The following is a 24191-nucleotide window of genomic DNA, read 5'->3' on the forward strand; positions in this document are numbered from 1 at the left end:
TTCGCAACTCAAGCCGCGGCACTGATCTCCGCCGGCACGCCCGCGGCCAGGATCGGCGCGTCGGGTATTTCGTCCTCGATCCGCCGGATCGCGCGCACCGCATAGGCGCTCGCCGCGACCAGCGTCATCAGGACGCCAAGAACAATGAACATCAGGCCCAGGCCGCGGCCGGGGCCGACCCCGATCCACGCTCCGACCGAACCGGCCAGGGCGCCGCCGGGCGCCATCAGCGGTTCGAACACGCGCTCGGCCAGCGGACCGGCCAGGCAATAGCCCAGCGGCATCGCCGCTTCCGACAGCACGCGCTGGATCGCGAAGCAGCGGCCCTGCAGATCGGCCGGCACCTTGCTCTGCCACAGCGCGGCATTCGAGGCGTTGAGCACGGGTAACGTCAAAAAGAAACCGAAACCGGCCACCAGCACCAGCGCGAACGACGGCGCCAGGCCGTGCACGGCCAGCAGCACGCCCGCGGCCAGCGAGAAACCGAGCACGCCATGGATACGCCGGCGCGGCCCGCCCCAGGTGCTCATCGCCAGCCCGCCCAGCAACAGGCCGCAGCCGCCGACCGCCATCTGCACGCCGAGCAGGGTCGCGTCGGCGAACGACAGCACCAGCGGCGTGATCGCGATGCTGGCGATGCCGAACAGGAAATTGGTTGCGCCGAACACCAGCAGCAGGCCGAGCAGGCCGCCGCGGTCGCGCACGTAGCGGAAACCGGTGGCCGCTTCCTGCCACAGGCCCTGCTCGGCGTCCTCGCTGCGCGCCGGGCGCGGCACCCGCGCGAACAGCAGCGCGACCACGCCGATCGCGAAGGTCAGCGCATCCACGATCAGCACGCCCTGCATCGAGATCGTGCTGACCAGGACACCGGCCAGCAGCGGCCCGCCGACCTGGGCGACCGCGAAACCGGTCTGGACCAGGCCGTTGACGCGGGTCAGCTGCTCCTGGCTGGCGAGCAGCGGAATGCTGGCCGCGTAGGCCGGCTGCAGGAAGGCGTTGGCCATCGCCGAAATGCCGACGCCGGCGTAGACGTGCCACAGCGCCAGCGTGTCGGTCGCGTACAGCAGCGCCAGCGCGAGCATGGTCAGCGCCGATACCGCATCGCAGACGATCATGGTCCGGCGCCGGTCCCAGCGATCGACCAGGGCGCCGGCGATCGGCGAGATCAGCAGCGCCGGCACCGCCATCGCGACGAAGATCAAGGCGAAGCGCGTGGTCGAACCGGTGGTCTGGTAGACCCAGATGCCGAGCGCGAACGAGGTCAGGCGCGAACCCACGCCCGACACCAACTGGCCGACCCAGATCAGCAGGAAGTCGCGCAGGCCGGCGTAGCGGTTCACGCCTCCTCCTCGACCGCGGCCGGCAGCGCACCGCGGCTGCGCAGGAAATCCAGGTAGGTCGCGAACAGCACGCGGTCGGCCGGCGGACAGACGATGCCCAGCGTCGCCACCGCGGCCGCGGTCGCGCTACAGTCGAAACGCGGCTCGCGCGGATCCGGCTGCTCGGGGAACAGGCCGGCGAACGGCGCCAGCGCGTTCTCGCGCGACACCGCCGCTTCGGCCAGCAGGGCGCGGCGCCAGGACGGGTAGTCGATCTCCTCCACCGCCAGCCCCGCGTCGCGCAAGGTCGCGACCGCTTCGGTGATCGGCAGCCGGCGCGGATTGAAGAAGTGGAACTGGCCGTTGGCATCGCCCGCGCCCAAGGCCAGGCGCACGATCGCGCGTCCGACGTAGTCCACCGGCGCCATGTCGAAGGACTCGTCGGGCAGGTGCGGCGCATAGCCCAGTTGCACGCAGCCCTTGATCCAGGCGTTGAAGTAGTCGCCCAGGTTGCTGGTGCCCAGGCGGCTGTCGCCGGTGATCCGGGCCGGGCGGTAGATCGCCACCGGCAGGCCGCGCGCGCGCGCCGCCAGCGCCAGTTGCTCGCCGACCCACTTGCTCTGGTTGTAGCCGCCGTACTGGCCTTCGGCGTCCGGCGGCGGATCGGATTCGCGCACCACGCGGTCGAGATGGCGCTCGGTGAGGTAAACGCCCAGCGTCGAGACCAGATGCACCGGCTTGATCCGCACCCGCGTCGCCAGACGCAGCACTTCCACAGTGCCGCCGACGTTGGCCGCTTCCAGGTGTTCGTAGGGCGCGAGGAAGTTGACCTGCCCGCCGTTATGGAAGATCGCCTCGGCGCGGCGCGCGAGCGCGTCGAACGCGTCCTCGCCCAGGCCCAGGCGCGGCGCGGCCAGATCGCCGAGTACCGGATGCAGCCGATGCTCGTCCTCGCCTCGCCACAGACCGTAGGTTTCCAGGTTGCTACGCACGCGGCGCAGGCCGTCGGCGTCGCTGTCGGCGCGGACCAGGCACAACAGTTCGGCATCGGTGCTGTCGAGCAGCTCGCGGACCAGGTAGGCGCCGAGGAAACCGGTCGCGCCGGTCACCAGTACCGAGTTCGGATGGGTACGCGCGACCGCCGGCAAGGCGCCGCGCGGATCGATGTCGTCCGGCAGCACGGCGCGCGCGTGCAGGTCGGGGCCGACCTGGCTCTCGCCGGCGCGTTGCGCGTCGATCGCGCGCGCCAGACCGGCCACGGTCGGCGTCGCGAACACCGCCGCCAGCGCCAGCTCGACCCCGAACGCGGCCTGCAGCTTGAACACCAGCGGCAGGGTCGACAAGGAATCGCCGCCGAGGGCGAAGAAATCCTCGTCGGCGCCGATGTCCTCGCGTCCCAGCACTTCGCGCCAGACCGCGAGCACGCCGTGTTCGGTCGCGCCCTCGGGCGCACGCATGCGGCGCGTGGCGGCGACCGAGGCGGGCGGCAGCGGCAGCGCATGCCGGTCGACCTTGCCGTTGCGGTTGAGCGGCAGCGCCGGCAACGGCACGTACAGCGAAGGCAGCATCGCGTCGGGCAGGCGCTGGGCCAGGAATTCGCGCAGCGACTGCGGCTCCAAGCCGGCATCGGCGACCACGTAGGCGACCAGGCGCTTGTCGCCGGGCCGGTCCTCGCGCAGCGCGGCCGCGGCGGCCTGCACCTGCGGGTGCGCGGCCAGCGCGGTCTCGATCTCGCCCAGCTCGATGCGCACGCCGCGCAGCTTGACCTGCTGGTCGCGGCGGCCGAGGAACTGCAGGCTGCCGTCGGTATTCCAGCGCGCGAGGTCGCCGGTGCGGTACAGCCGCGCGCCCGCCACGTCGCTGTGCGGATCGGGCAGGAATGCGGCCTCGGTCAGGCCGGGCTGGCCCAAGTATTCGCGTGCGATGCCCGCGCCGCCGATGCACAGCTCGCCGACCACGCCGCGCGGCGCCAGCCCGAGGTCGGCGTCGAGCACGTACACGCGCACGCCCGGCAGCGGCGTACCGATCGGCAGCTCGGCACCGGCGTACTCGCCGCCGTCGCGCGTGGACAGCATGGTCGCGCAGACCGACGCCTCGGTCGGGCCGTAGTGATTGCACAGCGCGACCCGGCCGGCGGTGATGCCGGCGAAGCGCCGCACCTGCTCCAGCGGCACGCTCTCGCCGCCGATCATCATCAGGCGCAGCGCCGGCAGCAGCGGACGCGTGCGCTGGGCCGCGAACCAGCCCTCGCTCCAGCGCCGCCACAACGCGGCCGGCGCGTCGATCGCGGTCACGCCGTAGTCGCGGCAGAAGGTTTCCAGTTCGTACGGGCCGAGCTCGGCCGGCGCCGGATGCAGCACCAGCGCCGAACCGCTGGCCAGGGCCGGGAAGATGTCGCCGACCGAGGCGTCGAACACCAGCGGCGGAATCATCAGCAGCCGTTGCGCGGTGAAATCATGGCGCGCCATGAAGCCCAGGGTCAGGTTGACCGCGCCGCGGTGCTCGACCAGCACGCCCTTGGGCGCGCCGGTGGATCCGGAGGTGTAGATCACGTAGGCCGCGCTGTCGGCGCAGGCCGCATCGGCGGGCGCCTGCTCGGACGGCGGCACGCCGTCGGTGATCACGCAGGGCACGCTGCCGGCGACCGCGTCGGCGCGCGCGACCAGCGCCGCGGGCGCGACCAAGGCCAGCGCGCCGGCGTCGGCGAGCAGGAAGGCGATGCGTTCGTCCGGATGCGCGGGATCGATCGGCACGTAGGCGCCGCCCGCGGCGAGCACGCCGAGCACGCCGATCAGGGCCTCGGCGGAGCGATCCGCGAGCACCGCGACCCGCGTTTCCGCGGTCGTGCCCAGCGCGCGCAGGCGCTGGGCGATGCCGTTGGCGCGGCGCCGCACTTCGCGATAGCTCAGTTCGCGGCCCGGCTCGACGATCGCGATCGCCTCCGGCGTGCGCTGCGCCTGTTGCTCGAACAACGCGTACAGGGTCGGGGCCGGCGGCGACGGCGCGGCGCCGCCGTCGCCCAGCGCCAGCACTTCATGGCGCGCATCCAGATCCAGTACGGACAGCCGCGACAGCGGCAGGTCGGGATCGGCGAGCACGCGGTGCAGCAGCACCCCGTACTGGTCGGCCAGACGCGCGATGGTGGACGCGTCGAACAGGTCGCTGTCGTAGTCGAGCACGCCGTCCAGGCCGGCTTCGGACGCGCCCAGCGACAACGTGAGCTCGAAACGCGAGGTGTGCACGTCGGGCTCGCGCCATTCCAGGGCGACGCCGCGCAGCGCCAGCGGCGCCACGGTGGCGTTCTGCAGCACGAACATGCTCTGGAACAGCGGCGTGCGCCCGGGCACACGCTCCAGCAGCAATTGGTCGATCACCCGCTCCAGCGGCGCCTGCGCGTGTTCGAACGCGTCCAGGCAATGGGCGCGGGTGCGCGCCAGCAGCACGCGGAAGCTGGGATCGCCGGACAGGTCGCCGCGCAGGGCCAGGGTGTTCACGAACAGGCCGATCATCGGCGCGGCGCCGTCGTCGCCGCGATTGGCGACCGGCGTACCGATCACGATGTCGTCCTGGCCGGAGTGCCGCGCCAGCAGGGTCTGGAACACCGCCAGCAGGGCCATGAACAGGGTCGCGTGCTCGCGCCGGGCCAGATCGGCCAGGCCGGCGGCGACGCTGAGCGGAATGCGCAGGTGATGACGCGCGCCGCGTCCGGTCGGCGACGGCGAGCGCGGACGGTCGGTGGGCAGATCGAGCAGGCCGCCGACGCCGTCCAGGGCGCGCTTCCAGTAATCCAGTTGCGCGAGCGCGCGCTGCTCCTGCGCCGGTTCGCGCTGCCACAGCACCGCATCGCCGAACTGCAGGCGCAGTTCCGGCAGGTTCGGCTCGGCGCCGTCCAGGCGCGCCTCGTAGCAGCGCGCGACCTCGTCGAACAGGATCCCGCAGGACCAGGCGTCGGAGACGATGTGGTGCATCACCACCAGCAGCAGGTGTTCCTCGTCGTCCAGCCGCAGCAGGGTCGCGCGCAGCAGCGGCGCGCGCGCCAGGTCGAAGGCGCGCTCGGTTTCCTCGTCGGCGTAGCGGCGCGCTTCGGCCTCGCGCGCGACCAGGTCCAGGCCGCGCAGATCGATCACCGGCAGGGCGAACTCGACCCGCTCGGCGACGGTCTGGCGCGGCTGGCCCTCGATCTCGCCGAACGAAGTGCGCAGCGCGTCGTGACGCTGAACCACGTCGGCGAACGCGCGCTCCAGCGCGGCGGCGTCGAGTGCGCCCCTGACGCTGTAATGGCCGTAGACGTGATAAGCGCCGGTGCCGGGTTGCAGGCGTTCGAAGAACCAGATCCGCTGCTGCGCCGGCGACAGCGGCAAGGCCTCGCCGGGCCGGCTGCAGCGCACGATGCCGGCCTCGGCCGGCGCCTGCGCGTCGCGCGTGGCGAGCCGGCGCCGCAGCAGTTCGCGCTGCTGCGGGGTCAGCCGGGCCAGGCGCTCGGCCATCGCGCCGGGCGCGTTGTCGTCGGTCGCGCTCATCGCTCGGCGCCCTCGCCGGCCAACAACAGTTGGATGTCCTCGTCGGACAGGCCTTCGAGCTGGTCGAGCATGCCCGCCAAGGCGTCGGCGTCGACGCTGTCCATGCGCTGGCGCAGCAGCAGCTCAGCGAAGCCGGCCACGGTCGGCGCCTCGAACAGGCTGCGCAAGGCGATCTCGCCGCCGAAGGCCTTCTGCACGCGCGAGACCAGTTGCGTGGCGAGCAGCGAATGCCCGCCGAGGTCGAAGAAATCGTCGTGGATGCCGACCCGCTCGAGTCCGAGCACGTCCGCCCACAGCCGCGCCAGGGTTTCCTCCTCGCCGTTGCGCGGACTCACGTAGGTCGCCGCGGTCTCGACCGCGCCCGCGTCCGGCGCCGGCAGCGCCTTGCGATCGACCTTGCCGTTGGGCGTCAGCGGATACTCGGACAGACGCACGAACGCCGAGGGCAGCATGTATTCGGGCAGGCGCTGGCGCGCGAATGCGCGCAGTTCGGCGGCATCGCTGTCGCCGATCAGATACGCGACCAGACGCTTGTCGCCGGGCCGGTCCTCACGGCAGATCACCACCGCCTGGCGTACGTCGGGATGCTCGGCGAGCACGGCCTCGATCTCGCCCAGCTCGATGCGGAAACCGCGCAGCTTGACCTGGTGGTCGATGCGGCCCAGCACTTCGATGCGCCCGTCGCGACGCCGGCGAGCGAGGTCGCCGGTGCGATACAGGCGAGCGCCGGCACGCGGGCCGTAGCGGTCGGGCACGAACTTCTCGGCGGTGAGTTCGGGCCGCGCCAGATAGCCGCGCGCCACGCCCAGGCCGCCGATCAGCAGTTCGCCGGGCACGCCGGCGGGCAGGACCTGGCCGCGTGCGTCGACGATGTGGATGTCGGTATTGGCCAGCGGCCGGCCGATGCTGATGGCCTCGTCGCCGGCGGACACGCACTCGACCGCCGACCACACCGTGGTTTCGGTCGGGCCGTACAGGTTCCATAGCTGCGCGCCACAGTCGAGCAGACGGTCGGCGAGTTCGCGCGGCAGCGCTTCGCCGCCGCAGAGGATGCGCAGCTGCGCGCGACCGCGCCAACCCGCGTCCAGCAGCATGCGCCAGGTCGCCGGCGTGGCCTGCATCACGCTGGCGCCGGCGCTGTCGATCAGGCGCGCCAGGGCCGCGCCGTCGGCGACGGTGGCGCGATCGGCCAGGGCGATGCGCGCGCCGACCGTCAGCGGCAGCAGCAGCTCCAGCACGGCGATGTCGAACGACAGCGTGGTCACCGCGCAGACCGTGTCGGTCTCGCTCAGGCCCGGCTCGCGCGCGACCGCGGCCAGGAAGTTGACCGCGGCGCGATGCGGAATCTGCACGCCTTTGGGCCGGCCGGTGGAGCCGGAGGTGAAGATCACGTAGGCCAGGTCTTCCGGGCCGACATCGCGGTCGACGCGCGCGCCGGGCGCCGTGTCGATCTCGTCGAGCAGCACCACCTCGCAGTCCGACGCCGGCAGCTGCGCCAGCAAACCGCGCTCGCTGACGATCAACCGCGCTTGCGCGTCTTCGAGCATGTAGCCCAGGCGCTCGGCCGGATAGCTCGGGTCCATCGGCACATAGGCCGCGCCGGCCTTGAGCACGCCGAGCAGAGCGACCAGCATCCGCGGCGAACGCTCGACGAACAGGCCGACCAGCTGGCCCGGCCCGGCGCCGCGCGCGACCAGCGCGCGCGCCAGGGCATCGGAGCGCGCGTCGAGCTCGCCATAGCTGAGCCGCTGCGCGCCGCATTCGACCGCTACCGCGTCCGGCCGGCGTTCGGCCTGGCGTTGGAACAGCACGTGCAACGGCGTGTCCACCGGCGCGTCCAGCGCGGTGTCGTTGCAATCGCGCAGCAGCCAGCGCCGCTCTTCCGGCGGCAGGATCTCAAGCTCGCCCAGGCGCCGGTTCGGGTCTTCGGCGATCGAACGCAGCAGCTGCTGGAAGTGACGCGAGAAAGCTTCGATGGTGGGCGCGTCGAACAGGTCGGTCGCATATTCGAAGAACAGCGCCAGCGCGCCGTCGTCTTCGCTGGCGAACAGCGCCAGGTCCGAACGCGCGGTGCCGGGATTGATCGCGTCGAAATCCACCGGCGCCAGGGTCAGACCGGCCAGATGGCTTTCGCCGGACGGGAAGTTCTGGAAGAACAGCATCGCCTGGAACAGCGGCGAATGGCTCAGCGAGCGGGTCGGCGCGAGTTCCTCGATCAGGCGCTCCATCGGCAGGTCCTGGTGCGAGTACGCGCCCAGGGTGCTGTCTTTGACCTGCGCCAGCAGTTCGCAGAAGGTCGGATCGCCGGACAGGTCGTTGCGCAGCGCCAGGGTGTTGACGAAGAAGCCGGCCAGCGATTCGAGTTCCTCGCGGCGGCGATTGGCGACGCCGACGCCGACCACCAGATCTTCCTGACCGGAGTAACGCATCAGCAGGGTCTGGTACGCGGCCAACACGGTCATGAACGGGGTCGCGCCTTCCTGCCGGCTCAGACGCTTGATCGCGTCCCAGGTCTCGGCCGCGAGCGTGCTGCGCAGCACTTCGCCGCGGTAGCTCTGCACCGGCGGCCGCGGACGATCGCCGGGCAGTTCCAGCACCGGCAGCGGACCCGCCAACCGCTGCTGCCAGTAATCGAGCTGGGTGCGCAGGGTCGGGCCTTCGAGCAGTTCGCGCTGCCACAGCGCGTAGTCGACGTACTGCACCGGCAGTTCCGGCAGCGGCGACGGCGCTCCGTCCTGGTAAGCGCCGTAGAGCTGGCGCAGCTCGTCGTTGAGCAGACCCAGCGACCAGCCGTCCACCGCGATGTGGTGGGCGTTGAGGGTGAACAGGTAACGCTCGTCGTCCACGCGCACCAGCAGGGCGCGCAGCAGCGGGCCGCGGGCGAGTTCGAACGGGCGCGCGGCCTCGGCGCGGGCGAACGCGAACGCGGCGGCATCGCGCTGCCCGGCCGGAAGATGGCGCAGGTCCCGGCGTTCGACCGGCACCGCCGACGGCGGCTGCACGACCTGGTGCGGGCCCTGCTCGTCGGCTGCGATCGTCGTGCGCAGGCTTTCGTGGCGGCGCACGATTTCGTCCAGCGCGCGCGCGAATACGGCCTCGTCCAGCCGGCCCTGCATCCACATCGAGGTCGGCACGTTGTAGGCGGCCGAGCCGGGGTCGAGCTGGTCGAGGATCCACAGCCGCTGCTGCGCGAACGACAGCGGAATCCGCGCCGGGCGCGGGCGCCTGCCGATCTCGCTGCGCGGCGCGGCCGGCGATTGCTTGGCCAGTTGCTGCAGCAGCAGCGCACGTTTTTCCGGCGACAGCCCCGCCAGGCGCTCGTTGATTTCAGCCATGACCGTCTCCGGGCAGCGCCGCGGCCAGGCGCGCGCTGGCCTCCTCGTCGCTGAGGTGTTCCAGACTCGCCAGCAGCGCTTCGAGGTCGTCCGGCGGCTGTTGCGCGCAGGCGTCGGCGACGCGCGCGGCCAGTTGCTCCAGGGTCGCGGCCTCGAACAGCGTACGCAGCGGCAGTTCGACGCCGTACTGCTGCTCGATCCGCGCCAGCAAGCGCGTGGCCAGCAACGAATGCCCGCCGAGGTCGAAGAAATTGTCGTCGCGGCCGATCCGGCGCGCACCCAGCAACTGCTGCCAGATCGCGGCCAGGGCCTGTTCCTCGTCCGTGACCGGGGCGAGGTAGGCCTCGTCGCCGTCGTCGCCGTTGACCGCTTCCGGCGTCGGCAAGGCGCGTCGGTCGACCTTGCCGTTGGGCGTGAGCGGGAAGCGCTCCAGCACCACGAATGCGCTCGGCACCATGTAGTCGGGCAAGGCGGCCTTGAGGTGATCGCGCAGCGCCGCCGTGGCCGGCGCGTCGCCGGCCGCGGTCACGTAGGCGACCAGGCGCTTGTCGCCGGGCCGGTCTTCGCGGCAATGCACCACGGCCTGGGTCACCGCCGGGTGTTGGGCGAGCACGGATTCGATTTCGCCCAGTTCGATACGGAAACCGCGCAGCTTGATCTGGTGGTCGATGCGGCCGATCACCTCGATGGTGCCGTCGCGCCGCCACAGGGCGAGGTCGCCGCTGCGGTACAGACGGCCGCCGGGCGCCGCGCCGAACGGATCGGGGATGAATTTCTCCGCGGTCAGGTCGGCGCGGCCGCGGTAGCCGCTGGCCAGGCCGTCGCCGCCGATCAGCAGCTCGCCCGGCACGCCGGCCGGCAGCCGCTTCATGTGGCGGTCGACGATATGGATCTGGGTGTTGTCGACCGGCTTGCCGACCAGGATGGGACCGGCGCCGGCCTGCACCCGGCACAGCGCCGAGTACACCGTGGTTTCGGTCGGGCCGTACAGGTTCCACAGTTCGCGCCCGCAGGGCAGCAGACGGTCGGCGAGTTCGCGCGGCAAGGCTTCGCCGGTGGAAATGATCTTCATCCCGGCCTTGCCGGTCCAGCCCACCTCCAGCAGCATGCGCCAGGTCGCCGGCGTGGCCTGCATCACGTCGATGCGCGCTTCGTCGACCAGCCGGCGCAGGCGCAGGCCGTCGCGCGCGGTATCGCGGTCGACCAGCAGCACGGTCGCGCCCACGGTCAGCGGCAGCACCAGTTCGAGCAGGGCGATGTCGAACGAGAGCGTGCTGATCGCGCACAGGATTTCGCCGCCGGCCAGGCCGGGCGCGCGCGCGACCGAGCGCAGCAGGTTGACCGCCGAGCGCTGCTGGATCTCCACGCCCTTGGGCTTGCCGGTGGAACCGGAGGTGAAGATCACATAGGCCGGATCGCGCGGCGCCGCGCCGCCGGCCGGCGCGCGTTCGGCGCGCTCGTCCAGCACCGCATCGGCGTCGGCATGGATCACCGTGGCCACGGCGCCGGGCAGTTGATCGGCCAGGGCGCGCTGGCTCACCAGCACGCGCGCGGCCGAGGCTTCGAGCATGTAGGCCAGACGATCGGCGGGATAGGTCGGATCCAGCGGCACATAGGCGCCGCCGGCCTTGAGGATGCCGATCAGGCCGATCAGCATTTCCGGAGTGCGCTCGACGTACAGCCCGACCAGCTCGCCGGCGCCGACGCCGGCCGCGCGCAGTTCGTGCGCGAGCGCGTTGGCGCGGCGGTCGAGCTCGCGGTAGCTCAGTTCGCGCGCGCCGAAGCGCAGCGCGATCGTATCGGGCGTGCGTTCGACCTGGGCCTGCAGCTGCGCGGCCAGGGTCGCGTCGGCGGGCAGTTCGCGCGTGGTGTCGTTCCAATGCGCGAGTTCCGCGTATTCGTCGGCGGTCAGCAGTTCCAGCGCGCTCACCGGCGCGTCCGGCGCATCGGCGGCGGATTCGAGCAGGCGCAACAGGTGTCCGCACAGGCGTTCGATGCGGGCGCGGTCGAACAGGTCGGTGCTGTATTCCAGCATCAGCTCGCGTTCGCCGTGCTGGTTCACGAACAGGCTCAGGTCGCCCTGGGCGCTGCCCGGGGCCAGATCGATCAGATGCGCCTGGCGCAGCTGCAGGCCGCTCATCGCCAGGCTGTGTTCGGGGTAGTTCTGGAAGAAGAACAGTGCCTGCGCGAACGGCGTGTGGCTGGCCGAACGCGGCAAACGCAGGGTTTCCAGGACACGGTCCAGCGGCGCGTCGGCGTGCTCCATAGCGCCCAGCACGCCGTCGCGCACGCGCTCCAGCAATTGCGCGAAGCTCGGTTCGCCGTCGATGCGGGTGCGCAGCGGCAAAGTGTTGACGAAGAAGCCGACCACCGGCTCCAGCTCCACGCGTGCGCGGCCGGCCACACCGATGCCGACGGTGATGTCGTCCTGGCCGGTATAGCGCGACAGCAGCGCCTGATACGCGGCCAGAAACAGCATCGACAGCGTGACCTGGCGCGCGCGCGCGAGACGCTCGAGTTTTTCGTACAGGGCGACCGGGACTTCGCTGCGGTACAGCGCGCCCTGGAAGCTCTGCGTGGCCGGGCGCGGACGGTCGGCGGGCAGGTCCAGGGTGGTGATCGCGCCGTCCAGGCGTTCGCGCCAGTAGTCCAGCTGCGGTTGCAGACCTTCGCCGCCGAGGGTTTCCTGCTGCCACAGCGCGATGTCGGCGATCTGCAGCGGCGGCGCTGCGGTCGCCGGCGCGCCGCCGGCGCGCAAGGCGTCGTAGGCGCGCTGCAACTCTTCCAGCAGCGCGGTGGTGGACCAGCCGTCGATCGCGATGTGGTGGAACACCAGCAGCAGCAGGTGCTGCTGCGGCGCGGTTTCGATGAGCGTCGCGCGCAGCATCGCGTCGCGGCTCAGGTCGAACGCGCGCGCGGTTTCCTCGCGCGCGATGCGCAGGGCATCGGCGCCGCATTCTTCCGCGTCGTCGCCCGCGGCGGCGATTTCGCGCCACGGCGCCTCGACGCGTTCGAGGATGTGCTGGAAAGGTTCGCCGTCGTGCGCGCGGAACACCGTGCGCAGGGTTTCGTGGCGGTCGGCCAGCGATTGCACCGCGGCGCGCAGCGCGGCGCGGTCCAGCTCGCCGTCCAGCCACAGCCCGACCGGCAGGTTATAGGCGGTCATGCCGGGCATGAAACGGTCCAGCCACCACAGGCGCCGCTGGCCGAAGGTCAGCGGTATGCGCTCGGGGCGCGGGCGGGCCTGAATACGGTTCTGTCCGCCGCGTTGACGCGCGGCCAACTGACGCAGCAATTCACGTTTCGCAGGCGAAAGCTCGGCCATGCGCTGATCGATGTCACTCATCCATGACTTCCTTGACTTACAAGCATCCCCTGCCGACCTGATCCTGTCGGCACCTCATTGGCATCCTGCACGCGTCGCTTCGGAGATGCTCTTGCACGCGAACCGTGTTCGCGATCATCCTTGGCGTTCCATCCGTGGTGCCCCCTGTACGTATCCTATCCACATAACGGGTTCGGGGTGCGAAAGCGGACCACATCGGTGGCCGGGCCGTCCAGTGCCTAGCCGGGGAAGCCGGGGTGGGGGGGTGCGTTATCCGGCCGTGGGACGGCCGGTTGGAAGCCCAAAACGAGTATTAGGGGTTTCAGGAGCAGCAGTCAGCAGGGAGGGGACACATGGATCGACCGTTCTCGCAGCATCGCAAAACCCCCATGGGCGCAGCGCCGGTGGGGCCGTGACGAGCCGCGCAACCGCCGCTCTCGACGCGCTGAATGCGCTGTCGGCGCGCATCGGCGCCGACCCGCTATTGGTGCAGGGCGGGGGCGGTAACACGTCCGTCAAATTCGACGGAACCCTATGGGTCAAGGCCTCCGGCACCTGGCTCGCGCAGGCGCGCGAGCGCGACATCTTCGTGCCGCTGCCCTTGGACGAAGTGCGCGCCGCGCTGCGTCACGCCGACGGCGAAACGCGATTGGCGCGGCTGGGCGACCCGCAAGCGCTGCGGCCCTCGATCGAAACCTCGCTGCATGCGCTGCTGCCGCACCCGGTGGTCGCGCACGTGCATTCGGTGAACACCATCGCCTGGGCGGTGCGCGCGGACGCACGCGAGCGCCTGTCGGCCCTGTTGAAAGACCTGAACTGGGCCTGGGTGCCGTACCGGCGCCCCGGCTATCCGCTCACGCAAGCGGTGCGGGACGTGCTGGCCGAACGCGAAGCCGACGTTCTGGTGCTGGCCAACCACGGTCTGGTCGTCGGCGCCGACGATTGCGCCGCCGCCGATGCCTTGTTGGGCGAAGTCGAGCGTCGCCTGGGCCTGCCCGCGCGCGCGCCGACGGCCGGCGATCCGGCGCGGCTGCACGCAGTCAACGACCTGAATTGGGAGCTGCCCAGCGACGCCGGCGTACACGCCCTGGCCACCGATGCGATCGCGATGGCGATCGCGCGCGACGGCGCGCTGTATCCGGATCACGCGGTGTTCCTGGGCGCGCGGGCGGCGGTACTGCAGGACAACGACGCCTTGTCCGACGCGGTCGCGCGCGCCACCGCGGCCGGCGGCGTCGCGCCCGCGTTCGCGCTGCTGCCGGGCGCCGGCGTGCTGGTCGCGCCAGGCCTGTCGCCCGGCGCGCAGGCGATGCTGCTGTGCCTGGCTCTGGTCGCGCTGCGCCTGAGCGGCGACGAAACCCTGGTCTACCTCGGCGATGAGGATGTCGCCGCCTTGGTGGATTGGGAAGCCGAAGCCTATCGCCGCGCCTTGTCGCGGCCTGGGCACTGAACCCCTCACGACCCGCACGACGCCACGGAAGGAAGCCATGCAGATCGTCGTACCCATGTCAGGTTTCGGAGAGCGCTTCCGCCGCGCGGGTTACCGCGTGCCCAAGCCGCTGATCGAAGTCGACGGCAAGCCGATCATCGCCCACGTGGTCGACCTGTTCCCGGGCGAGACCGACTTCGTGTTCGTATGCAATCGCGATCACCTCGATCGCGCCGAATACCGAATGGCCGAGCAGTTGGCGCAGATCTGCCCGACCGGGCGCGTGCTCGGGATCGCGCCGCACAAGCTCGGACCGGTGCATGCGGTGCTGCAGGCGATGGAACTGCTGGATCCGGACGCGCCGACCATCGTCAACTACTGCGACTTCGCCTGCGGCTGGGACTACCGCGACTTCCGCGCGTTCGCGCTGGACAGCGGCTGCGACGGCGCGATCCCCTGCTACACCGGTTTCCATCCGCACATGATGGGCTCGACCAACTACGCCTACGTCCGCAGCGACGGCGCGCGCGTGCTCGACATCCAGGAAAAGCAGCCCTACACCGACCAGCCCACGCGCGAATACGCGTCCAGCGGCACCTACTACTTCAAGTCCGGCGCGCTGCTGCGCGATGCGTTCGAACGCACCATGGCGCGCCCGGACCTCAGCCTCGGCGGCGAGCACTACGTCAGCCTGGCCTACAAGCCGCTGCTGGAAGACGGCCGCTGCGTCGCGGTGTACGAGCTCAACCACTTCATGCAATGGGGCACGCCGCAGGATCTGGCCGAGTATCGCTACTGGTCCGATGCGTTCCGGCGCCTGGCCGAACCCGCGCGCACCCAGCCGCCACCGCGCCAGCGCGGTGCGGTGATGGTGCCGATGGCCGGCCTGGGCTCGCGTTTCGCCAACGAGGGCTACAGCGAGCCGAAACCGCTGATTCCGGTGTCGGGCGAACCGATGGTGGTGCAGGCCGCGCGCGACCTGCCCGAGCCTTCGCGCCGCGTGTTCGTGCAACGCCGCGACCTGCCCGGCGGCGCGCACATCGCCGAGGCGCTGCGCCAGCGCTTCCCCGGCTGCGCCCTGGTCGATCTGGAACAGGTCACCGACGGCCAGGCGCGCACCTGCCTGCTCGGGCTGGACGGCCTCGACCCGACCCAGCCGCTGACCATCGGCGCCTGCGACAACGGCGCGGTGTTCGATGCGCAGGCGTTGTCGGCCCTGCTCGACGACGAAGAGGTCGACGTGATCGTCTGGGTCGCGCGCGGCTATCCCGGTGCGGCGCGCCGGCCCACCCACTACGGCTGGGTCGACGAGGTCGACGGGCGGGTGCTCTCGGTCTCGGTCAAGCAGCCCCTGTCCGACCCGGCCCACGATCCGATCGTGCTGGGCAGCTTCACCTTCCGCCGCGCCGCCGACTTCGCCGCCGCTGCGGACGCGATGATCGCGCGCGACGGCCGCGTCAACGGCGAGTTCTACGTCGACAGCTGCATCAACGACGCCGTCGCCGCCGGCCTGAACTGCCGCATCTTCGAGGTCGCGCACTACCTGTGCTGGGGCACGCCCGACGACCTGCGCACCTTCGAGTACTGGCAGTCGTGCTTCCACAAGTGGGACGCGCACCCGTACCGGATCGAACACGACCCGCGCGTGCCCGCACCCGCGCGCCCGGCCCTGGTCGAGCGCTACCGCATGCGCGAGCCGGAGCGTTTCCGATGCTGAGCCACACCCGCCGTCCGCAACCGTCAGAGAGCCGTCCCATGGTCCTGCCTAGCACCTACTTCCCCACGCACGAGGAAAACCGTTTCACACGCGAGGGTGAAGTCGGGATGGCGCGCGAGTTCTTCCTCCAGCACCGCCCGCGCAACCTCGAATTTCTGCTGCACAAGCGCTACGACTGGATGAACGCTTACCTCAAGCCGGGCCAGCGCGTGGTCGAGTTCGGCGCCGGCTCCGGCTTCAGCAAGGAATTCATCCGCCACGACAACTTCCGCATCACCGACGTCGAAGCGCGGCCCTGGATCGACGACGTCGCCGACGCGATGGACCCGCCTTACCCGGACGGCTCGATCGACGTGGCGGTGTTCAGCCACATGATCCACCACCTGCCCAACCCGGTGCGCTTCTTCGAGGTCATGCAGCGCAAGCTCGCGCCTGGCGGCCTGATCCTGATCCAGGACCTCAACACCTGCTTCCTGCTGCGCCTGGCGCTGCGCGCGATGCGCCACGAGGGCTGGTCCTACGACATCGACGTGTTCGACGACACCGTGGTCGCCAATGATCCGCGCGACCCCTGGTCGGCCAACTGCGCGATTCCGCTGTTGCTGTTCCGCGACGAGGCGGCCTTCCAGCGCCGCCTGCCGGGCCTGGCGATCGAGCGCAACGAACTCAACGAATGCTTCGTGTTCCTGGTGTCCGGCGGCGTGGTGGTGCAGGCCAAGACGGTCGAACTGCCGCGCTTCCTGCTCAAGCTGATCGACGCCACCGACCGCGCCCTGGTCAAGCTGCTGCCCTCGGTGTTCGCGATGGGACGCTCGGTGGTGCTGAGGAAGATCGAAACGCCGTGAGCACGTCCCTGCGCCTGTCCCTGGTGATCCCCTGCTACAACGAAGCCCGCAACCTGCCGTTGCTGGTGGCGCGCCTGCGCGAGACCTTCGTGCGCGAGGACGTGGAAGCGATCCTGGTCGACAACGGCTCGACCGACGACAGCCCGGCCGTGCTGGCTGGCTTGCTGGACGGCGTGGCCGGCATCCGCAGCCTGCGCGTGGAGCGCAATCAGGGCTACGGCCACGGCATCCTCGCCGGCCTGCGCGCGGCGCGCGGCCTGATCGTAGGCTGGACCCACGCCGACATGCAGACCGATCCGGCCGATGCCCTGACCGGGCTGGAACTGTTCGACGGCGTCGATCCGCAGACCGTATTCGTCAAAGGCCGCCGCCACGGCCGGCCGGCGGCCGATGTCGCCTTCACCGTCGGCATGTCGCTGTTCGAAACCGTGCTGCTGCGGCGCGCGCTGTGGGACATCAATGCCCAACCGACGCTGTTCCCACGCGCCTTCTTCGAGCGATGGCAGGCGCCGCCGCAGGATTTTTCGCTGGACCTGTACGCCTACTACCAGGCGCGCCGCAGCGGACTGCGGGTGCTGCGCTTCCCGGTGCGCTTCGGCGAACGCGCCCACGGCAGCTCGCACTGGAACGTGAACTGGCGGGCCAAGGCCCGCTTCATCCGCCGCACCGTGGGTTTCAGCCTGCGCCTGCGCAAGGACCTCTCGCACCCCGCATGATCATCGTCCGCCACCGCCGCAACACCCGCGAACAGCTGCGCGAGACCTCGCCCGAGTACGGGATCGAGCTCGATCTGCGCAGCCGCGGCGACGTCATCATCGTCCACCACGACGCCTTCGCCGACGGCGAGGACTTCGAGGACTGGCTGCGCGACTACCGCCATCGTCTGCTGATCCTCAACGTCAAGGAGGAAGGCCTGGAGGATCGGCTGATCGCGCTGATGCGGGCGCGCGGCATCGAGGACTGGTTCTTCCTCGACCAGTCGTTCCCCTTCCTGGTGCGCACCGCCGCGCGCGGCGAATCGCGCTGCGCGGTGCGGGTATCCGAGTACGAATCGATCGATACCGCATTGGCCCTGGCCGGCAAGGTCGACTGGGTCTGGGTCGACTGCTTCACCCGCTTCCCGCTCGACCGCGCCCAGGCCCAGCGCCTGCGCGAGGCCGGTTTCCGCCTGTGCCTGGTTTCGCCCGAACTGCAGGGCCGCGATGCCGCCGAGGGCATCGCCGCGATGCGCGCCCTGCTCGACCGCGAAGGCATCGCGGTCGATGCGGTCTGCACCAAGGAGACCGCGCTTTGGCGATGAGGATCGCGCGACTGTGGCAGGACCCGATGCTGCGGACTTTCGAATTCCGCGCCGGATTGCTGCTGCGCCTGCTGCTGATCGCGCTGCTGGTGCCGACGATCCAGCAGCGCTGGTTCGTGCCCTTCCTCGATCACGCCATCGCCCATCCCAGCCTGGACCCGTGGTCGAGTTTCCTCGCCGCCGGCGGCAGTCCGCTGGCGTATCCCTACGGGCCGGTGATGCTGCTCGCGCACCTGCCCGGCACCGTGCTGGGCTGGCTCGCCGACGCCGCCAGCGGCAGCGCCTATTTCACCGGGGTGGGTTTCCGGCTGGGCCTGCTCGGCGCCGATCTGGCCAGCCTGCTGCTGTTGCGGCGCCTGCTGCCCAGCGACCGTCCGCGCCTGCTGCTGTGGCTGTACTGGTGGTCGCCGATCGTGTTGTTCGTGACCTATTGGAACGGGCAGACCGACATCGTCCCGATCGCCTTGCTGCTGCTGTCGCTGCTGCTGATCCGGCGCTACCGCCCGGCCGCCAGCGGCGCCGCGCTGGGGCTGGCCCTGGCGGCCAAGCTCAGCATGGCGCTGGCCGTGCCCTTCATCGGCATCTACCTGTGGCGCAACAAGCGGCTGCGCGCGATGCTGCCGCCGTTCGCGCTGGCCTGCGCGGCGCTGGCGACGCTGCTGACCCTGCCCTGGCTGGCTTCGTCGGGTTTCGTCGCGATGGTGTTCGGCTCGCGCGAATTCGGCCGCGTGTTCGACCTTGCCCTGCCGGTGGGCGAGGAGCTCAAGCTCTATCTCACTCCGACGCTGTATCTGCTCGCCGCCTACGCCGCCTGGCGCTTCCGCCGGATCAGCTTCGAACTGCTGATCGCCTGCACCGGGCTTTCGTTCTTCCTGGTCGTGCTGGGCACGCCGGCGCCGCCGGGCTGGTATCTGTGGCTGGTGCCGTTCCTGGTCGCGCACCAGTTGCAGGGCGACCGCAGCGCGCACGTGCTCGCCGGCGGTTTCTCGCTGCTGCTGATCGCGATGCACGTGTTCATTTCCGCCGGCCCGACCGCGCCGCTGCTGGACTGGAACCCGGGGCCTGCGATCGGCGCCGTCGCGACGCGCATCACGCCGCACGTGCACTCGCTGTGGATGACCCTGGTGGTCGCGTCCGGCCTGGTGCTGATCGTGCAGATGCTGCGCGAACGCGTCGGCCGCAACGACTACTACCGCATCGCCCAGAAGCCGTTGGCCGTGGGCATCGCCGGCGATTCCGGCTCCGGCAAGGACACCCTCAGCCGTGCCCTGGCCGGCGTGTTCGGCGATCACTCGGTGGTGCACGTGTCCGGCGACGATTACCACATCTGGGACCGCTACGCGCCGATGTGGCAGGGCCTGACCCACCTCAACCCGCGCGCCAACGACCTGCAGCGCTTCAACAACGACGTGCTCGCCCTGATCGACGGCAAGGCCATCGTCTGCCGTCGCTACGACCACGCCGCCGGCCGCTTCGAAAGCCCGACCCTGCTGGCCAAGAACGACGTCGTCATCGCCTCCGGCCTGCACGCGCTGCACTTTCCGCGCCTGCGCCGGCGCTACGACGTCAGCGTGTTCCTGGACGTCGACGAGAACCTGCGCCGGGCCTGGAAGATCCACCGCGATGTGCACCAGCGCGGCCACGACCTCAAGGCCGTGAACGGTTCGCTGGAGCGGCGCGCGCCGGACTCGCAGCGCTACATCCATCCGCAGAAGGCGGTCGCGAGCCTGGTGCTGCGCCTGCAGCCGGTGAACCCGCAGCAACTCGACAACGGCGTGGCGCCCGACCAGGTGCGGCTGAAGCTGGTCGCGCTGATCCGCAACGGCACCTACCACGAGCGCGTGGCGCGGATCCTGATCGGCATCTGCGGCCTGCACCTGGACGTGCAGCTGTCGGAGGATTCCGGCGAAGTGGAAATGAGCATCGAAGGCGACGTCGCCGCCGAAGACATCGCCCTGGCCGCGCGCACCCTGGTGCCGGGCCTGCAGGAAATGCTGGACGTCCGTCCTCAGTGGGAGGACGGCATGAGCGGGATCATGCAGTTGCTGATCCTGGTGCAAACCGAAGAAGCCTTGAAGAACCGCATCCAATGAGCCTGAACTTCCACAGCACGGACACGGCCCTGCGCGCGCCGCAGGCGATCATCTTCGACACCGACAACACGCTCTACGCCTACGGTCATCCGCATGCCTGCGCGACCGCGGCGGCGGAGGAGAAGGCGGTGCGACTGCTCGGCTGCGAGGTCGGCGACGTACGCCAGGCCTTTTCGCAGGCGCGCCAGGAGGTCAAGCGACGCCTGGGCCGCACCGCCAGTTCGCACAGCCGCTTGCTGTATTTCCAGCGCGGGATCGAGCTGCTGGGACGCAAGACCCAGCTGGTCATTACCCTGGACCTGGAACAGACCTACTGGCGCACCTTCCTCGCGCACTGCGAACTGTTCCCCGGCGTACGCGAGTTCTTGATGGCGCTGCGCAGCCGCGGCATCGGCACGGCGATCATCACCGACCTCACCTCGCAGATCCAGTTCCGCAAGATCATCTACTTCGGCCTGGACGACTGCTTCGACTACGTCGTCACCTCCGAAGAGGCCGGTGCCGACAAGCCGCAGGAAGCGCCGTTCCAGTTGGCGATCGACAAGCTCGGGATCGAACCAGAGCGGATCTGGATGATCGGCGACGACCCGGCCAGCGACATCGCCGGCGCGCGCCGCTTCGGCATCACCACCTTGTTGCGGGTCGATCGCGCGCACAACGGCAACGGCCGCGAAGCGGCGCCGGACCTGGTGTTCGACGACTTCCAGGAACTCAGCCGCTATCTGTTCTCGGGCAAGGTCGAAGGCTGGGGGCCGCAATGAGCACGCTGCCCCGCCGTTCGATCCGCGCCCTCACACGGAGTTGCATGCCATGACCCTAGACGCGGATCGGATCTCGGTCGAACGCTGGACCATCGCCGCCCTGTTGTCCCTGCTGCTGGCGATGCTGCCGGCGGTGGCCGCGGCCGCGTTCGTACCGGTGGCCTATGCGCCGCCGGTCGCGCTGGCGATCGCGCTGGTGCTGGCCGCGATCGCGGCGCCCGGCTTCGCCCGGCGCCTGCCGCGCGAATGGGACGGCCTGCGTTATACCCATCCATGGCTGAGCGCGTTGTGGCTGCTGGTCGCGCTGCTTGCGATCGCGCGCACCGCGGGCGTGGCCTTGTTCATGGTCGACCCCGCTCAGGCCCAGGCGTCGGCGTACTGGTTCGACGAGTTCTATGTGCGCCACAACTGCTTCTCCGGCGTGTGGAAGGCGGCCGGGCTCGCCGGCCAGGGCGTGGCGAATCTCTACGACCCCGAGCACTACACCGGCATGGAAGGCCGCTTCAAGCTCGACGACTTCCTGTACCTGCCGCAGTTCCTGATTCTGCCGCGCGCGGGCATCGCGCTCGGCGGCGGCTTCCTGGAATTGCGCGCGCTGTGGTTCGCGGCCGAAGGCGCGCTGCTGGCGGCGACGGTGTTCGCGCTGGGGCGCTGGATCGGCGGCGACGCCGGCCGTCGCATCGCGCTGCTGATGCCGGCGCTGTGGCTGAGCACGCCGGTGCTGCTGACCCTGCAGCTGGGCAACTTCCAGATCGCCGCGATCGCGATGTCGCTGCTGGCGATGATGCTGTTCTGGCGCGAGCGCCCGGTGCTGGGCGGCGCGCTGCTCGGCTTCGCGGTGTTCAAGCTGTTCCCAGGCCTGCTCGGGCTGTATCTGCTGGCGGCGCGGCGCTGGCGCGAGGCCGCATGGACGATCGGCTTCGCCGCGCTGTACAGCGTGATCGCGTTGCTGTGGATGGGCACCCAGCCCTACGAAGCCTTCTTCCAGTTCCAGGCCCCGCGCATCCTCAGCGGCGAGGCCTGGTCGTTCCTGTGGCTGGATGGGCTGGAGCCGGTGGTCGCGATCAACGACTCGGTGCCGGGGCTGGCGCTGAAGCTGGACGTGCTCGGCGTGGCCGGCATGACCCCGATGGTGGAGAAGGCGATCTCCTGGGTGTGGACGCTGGCGGTGTTCGCGCTGGCGATCCTGGCCGCACGCCGCGCCCAGGCCATGTCGCGGCTGGAACTGGTCTCGACCTGGCTGGCCCTGCTCGCCCTGGCCGCCTACCGCAGCCCCTTCGTGCCCGACCACAACGGCCTGTTCGCGCCGATCTGGCTGTGGCTGCTGATCGCCGCGGGCACCCGCCTCACTCCGCCGCGCATCGCCTTGCTCGCCCTCGCCTATCTGGCGCTGAGCGCGGTGCTGCCCTTCGGCGGCATCGACCTGCCCGGACTCGGCGGCCGCCTGGCCCTGTCCACCGCCAGCCAGTTCGTCGCCATCGGCCTGTGCCTGTGGGTGGTGCTGCGGCGGCCGCAAGCGATGACGGTGCCGCGCGCGGCGCCGATGCCGACGGCGACGATGTCGATGGGGTGAGGCGACGCCTCGGCGCTGTCGACTTTGGATGACCAGGCCCGGCGGCTCGAATGCCGTCGGGCCGAGGCAGGCGCGCACCTCGTCGACGAGGCGGCGCGCCGAACACCCGCATGCTTTCAGCGCATTCCGGGCACATGAACGCGTGTACTGAAAACGTTGCCAGTGCACATTCATCCGCCGTTTTGGTCGGCCTACGGGACGCAAATCCTTTGTTTACAAGCATTTAACGAGCATGACTTTCGGCGCGACCGTGCTCGAACCCCAGAGTTCCTAAACTTCCAAGTTCAAAATTCAGCTTCGATTGAATCGGCGCTTGGATACTGCGCCCCATCCGGATCACAGAGCCGCCCCACCCCGAGGCGCCACGGTCCGGACTGACAAAACCAATAAGAGGCTGAGACCTTATGAAGCGCACTTTGCTTGCCCTGACCCTGCTGGCCGCCCTGCCGTTCGCCGCCTCCGCGGCCGAGGGCGTGTCCTACACCTACGTCGAAGGCGGTTACGCCAAGACCAATACCGATGGCGGCGACGCCGACGGCTGGGCCCTGAACGGCTCGGGCGCGATCGCCGACAACTTCCACATCTTCGGCGGCTACAGCAAGCAGGAGATCGACAACACCAACGTCGACTTCGACCAGTGGCGCGTCGGCCTGGGCTACAACCACGAGCTGAACTCGCGCGTCGACCTGCTCACCCGCGTCGCCTACGAGAAGTTCGACGCCGGCCAGGGCCTGGACTTCAACGGCTACAGCGTCGAAGCCGGCGTCAACGGCGTGCTGACCCCGAACATCCAGGGCTATGCGCTGGCCGGCTACGAGGACTACGAGAAGTCCGACGGCGAGTTCTACGGCCGCGTCGGCGCTCTGGTGAAGTTCAACGATACCTGGGGCGTGAACGGCGACGTCAAGTTCGTCGATGGCGACACCCAGTTCTTCGTCGGCCCGCGCGTCAGCTTCTAAGCCGAGCAACCCCGCACCAATCGCGAACTTTCTCTCTCTCCCCCGAACGTCGCGATCGAGCCCGGCCCCGGCCGGGCTCTTTTTTTGCGCCGAACCGGTGGATTCGGCTCCTGGGCGGGGTTTTCGAAAACTGTGTTGCCTTTGGCAGTTGTGGCCATGTGAATTTTTCGTTACCTTGCGCGCCGCCGCATCGCGGCATGGACGCAAACCAAACATCAGGATCGAGAATTCATGAAGAAGCAATTCGTGCTGGCCGCTCTGCTGGCCGCCGCCCCGTTCGCCGCCTCGGCCGAAGGCCTGAGCTACTCCTACATCGAAGGCGGCTACACCCGCGTCAACGTCGACACCGGCGTGTCGGGTTTCGACCCGGAGCTCGACGGCGCCTACATCCGCGGTTCGGCTGAGCTGGGCGAGAACTTCACCGTGTTCGGCGGCTACAGCAAGACCCAGGACGACGTCCGCGTCAGCGGTTTCGTCAACAGCTTCGACACCGACTTCGAAACCGCCGAAATCGGTTTCGGCTACCACGCCGACATCAGCGACCGCGCCGACTTCACCGCCGAGCTGTCGTACCTGCGTCAGGAAATCAGCATCGATAACGCCAGCGGCGAAGGCAAGGGCGGCAAGCTGAACCTGGGTATCCGCGGCGAAATGACCGACAACCTGGAAGGCTGGGTCAAGGCCGGCTACATCGACGGCGGCGACTTCGAAGGCGACTTCGTCGGCACCCTCGGCGGCCAGTACAAGTTCAACCAGACCTGGGGCATCGTGGGCGAAGTCGAGTTCATCGACGAGACCACCCAGTTCATGCTCGGCGCTCGCGCCAGCTTCTGATTCTCGGAAGCGGTCGAACGACAGGAGAAAGCCCGGCTTGCCGGGCTTTTTCTTGTCTGGGGTTTGGGGGGGCGTTGGCGATCGGGCCGCGGGCCGGGGCGAAGGGGCGTATCTGCATGCGTGGCGGGCGGGAGGCGTTGACCTGAGAATCGAAACCTTCGCAGGACGACGGAGTTCGCGA

General features: G+C 69.9%; 14 protein-coding genes. 10 read left to right on the top strand and 4 right to left on the bottom strand.

From position 1 onward, the window contains the following. Positions 1-8: 8 nt before the first annotated feature. From ASD78_RS10520 to ASD78_RS10535, 4 genes are read right to left on the bottom strand one after another with little or no spacing between them, the layout of a single operon-like run. Positions 9-1340, bottom strand: a complete 1332-nt coding sequence (locus ASD78_RS10520) for an MFS transporter (protein WP_056101109.1) — start codon at positions 1338-1340, stop codon at positions 9-11. Beyond that, the gene (locus ASD78_RS10525) at positions 1337-5839 is read right to left on the bottom strand and encodes a non-ribosomal peptide synthetase (RefSeq protein ID WP_056101114.1); all 4503 of its coding nucleotides are present in this window, start codon (positions 5837-5839) and stop codon (positions 1337-1339) included. The genes ASD78_RS10520 and ASD78_RS10525 overlap by 4 nt, the downstream gene beginning before the upstream one ends. Then, positions 5836-9174, bottom strand: a complete 3339-nt coding sequence (locus tag ASD78_RS10530) for a non-ribosomal peptide synthetase (protein ID WP_056101117.1) — start codon at positions 9172-9174, stop codon at positions 5836-5838. The genes ASD78_RS10525 and ASD78_RS10530 overlap by 4 nt, the downstream gene beginning before the upstream one ends. After that, complete coding sequence (locus ASD78_RS10535; RefSeq protein WP_056101120.1) at positions 9167-12520, bottom strand: non-ribosomal peptide synthetase; 3354 nt, start codon at positions 12518-12520, stop codon at positions 9167-9169. The genes ASD78_RS10530 and ASD78_RS10535 overlap by 8 nt, the downstream gene beginning before the upstream one ends. A 391-nt stretch (positions 12521-12911) precedes the next feature. Here ASD78_RS10535 and ASD78_RS10540 point away from each other — a divergent pair, with 391 nt between their 5' ends. The 10 genes from ASD78_RS10540 to ASD78_RS10585 all read left to right on the top strand — a co-directional run bounded on the left by ASD78_RS10540 (position 12912) and on the right by ASD78_RS10585 (position 24010). Next, a complete protein-coding gene (locus tag ASD78_RS10540) occupies positions 12912-13949 on the top strand; it encodes a class II aldolase/adducin family protein (RefSeq protein WP_056101125.1) in 1038 nt (345 codons plus the stop codon). Positions 13950-13986: 37 nt separating this feature from the next. Next, positions 13987-15645 carry an NTP transferase domain-containing protein gene (locus tag ASD78_RS10545; RefSeq protein ID WP_056101128.1) on the top strand — a complete coding sequence of 553 codons (1659 nt, stop codon included), beginning with the start codon at positions 13987-13989 and terminating at the stop codon, positions 15643-15645. A gap of 38 nt (positions 15646-15683) precedes the next feature. Continuing rightward, complete coding sequence (locus ASD78_RS10550) at positions 15684-16490, top strand: class I SAM-dependent methyltransferase (RefSeq protein ID WP_200944163.1); 807 nt, start codon at positions 15684-15686, stop codon at positions 16488-16490. Further along, positions 16487-17206 carry a glycosyltransferase family 2 protein gene (locus tag ASD78_RS10555; RefSeq protein ID WP_200944164.1) on the top strand — a complete coding sequence of 240 codons (720 nt, stop codon included), beginning with the start codon at positions 16487-16489 and terminating at the stop codon, positions 17204-17206. The genes ASD78_RS10550 and ASD78_RS10555 overlap by 4 nt, the downstream gene beginning before the upstream one ends. Then, positions 17203-17790: a phosphatidylinositol-specific phospholipase C/glycerophosphodiester phosphodiesterase family protein gene (locus tag ASD78_RS10560; RefSeq protein ID WP_056101131.1), complete on the top strand. Its 588-nt coding sequence runs from the start codon at positions 17203-17205 to the stop codon at positions 17788-17790. The genes ASD78_RS10555 and ASD78_RS10560 overlap by 4 nt, the downstream gene beginning before the upstream one ends. Then, positions 17787-19883, top strand: coding sequence for a hypothetical protein (locus ASD78_RS10565; RefSeq protein WP_082575552.1), 2097 nt, complete (start codon positions 17787-17789; stop codon positions 19881-19883). The genes ASD78_RS10560 and ASD78_RS10565 overlap by 4 nt, the downstream gene beginning before the upstream one ends. Beyond that, a complete protein-coding gene (locus ASD78_RS10570; RefSeq protein ID WP_055905167.1) occupies positions 19880-20644 on the top strand; it encodes an HAD family hydrolase in 765 nt (254 codons plus the stop codon). The genes ASD78_RS10565 and ASD78_RS10570 overlap by 4 nt, the downstream gene beginning before the upstream one ends. Before the next feature lie 49 nt (positions 20645-20693). Next, the gene (locus tag ASD78_RS10575) at positions 20694-22217 is read left to right on the top strand and encodes a glycosyltransferase family 87 protein (protein WP_056101137.1); all 1524 of its coding nucleotides are present in this window, start codon (positions 20694-20696) and stop codon (positions 22215-22217) included. 404 nt (positions 22218-22621) lie between these two features. Continuing rightward, the gene (locus tag ASD78_RS10580) at positions 22622-23176 is read left to right on the top strand and encodes an Ax21 family protein (RefSeq protein WP_055905174.1); all 555 of its coding nucleotides are present in this window, start codon (positions 22622-22624) and stop codon (positions 23174-23176) included. Positions 23177-23407: 231 nt separating this feature from the next. Then, entirely contained in the window at positions 23408-24010 is a 603-nt protein-coding gene (locus ASD78_RS10585) for an outer membrane beta-barrel protein (protein ID WP_055905176.1), read from the top strand. Positions 24011-24191: the final 181 nt, after the last annotated feature.

The organism is Lysobacter sp. Root667, assembly GCF_001427715.1.
Taxonomy (GTDB): Bacteria; Pseudomonadota; Gammaproteobacteria; order Xanthomonadales; family Xanthomonadaceae; genus Lysobacter.

What these genes read in the sequence shown, in the direction of transcription:
- ASD78_RS10535 (WP_056101120.1), bottom strand. Translation starts at nt 12,520, where the DNA reads ATGAGTGACATCGATCAGCGCATGGCCGAGCTTTCGCCTGCGAAACGT.
- ASD78_RS10550 (WP_200944163.1), top strand. Translation starts at nt 15,684, where the DNA reads ATGGTCCTGCCTAGCACCTACTTCCCCACGCACGAGGAAAACCGTTTC.
- ASD78_RS10565 (WP_082575552.1), top strand. Translation starts at nt 17,787, where the DNA reads ATGAGGATCGCGCGACTGTGGCAGGACCCGATGCTGCGGACTTTCGAA.
- ASD78_RS10570 (WP_055905167.1), top strand. Translation starts at nt 19,880, where the DNA reads ATGAGCCTGAACTTCCACAGCACGGACACGGCCCTGCGCGCGCCGCAG.
- ASD78_RS10585 (WP_055905176.1), top strand. Translation starts at nt 23,408, where the DNA reads ATGAAGAAGCAATTCGTGCTGGCCGCTCTGCTGGCCGCCGCCCCGTTC.
- ASD78_RS10575 (WP_056101137.1), top strand. Translation starts at nt 20,694, where the DNA reads ATGACCCTAGACGCGGATCGGATCTCGGTCGAACGCTGGACCATCGCC.
- ASD78_RS10530 (WP_056101117.1), bottom strand. Translation starts at nt 9,174, where the DNA reads ATGGCTGAAATCAACGAGCGCCTGGCGGGGCTGTCGCCGGAAAAACGT.
- ASD78_RS10580 (WP_055905174.1), top strand. Translation starts at nt 22,622, where the DNA reads ATGAAGCGCACTTTGCTTGCCCTGACCCTGCTGGCCGCCCTGCCGTTC.
- ASD78_RS10525 (WP_056101114.1), bottom strand. Translation starts at nt 5,839, where the DNA reads ATGAGCGCGACCGACGACAACGCGCCCGGCGCGATGGCCGAGCGCCTG.
- ASD78_RS10560 (WP_056101131.1), top strand. Translation starts at nt 17,203, where the DNA reads ATGATCATCGTCCGCCACCGCCGCAACACCCGCGAACAGCTGCGCGAG.
- ASD78_RS10545 (WP_056101128.1), top strand. Translation starts at nt 13,987, where the DNA reads ATGCAGATCGTCGTACCCATGTCAGGTTTCGGAGAGCGCTTCCGCCGC.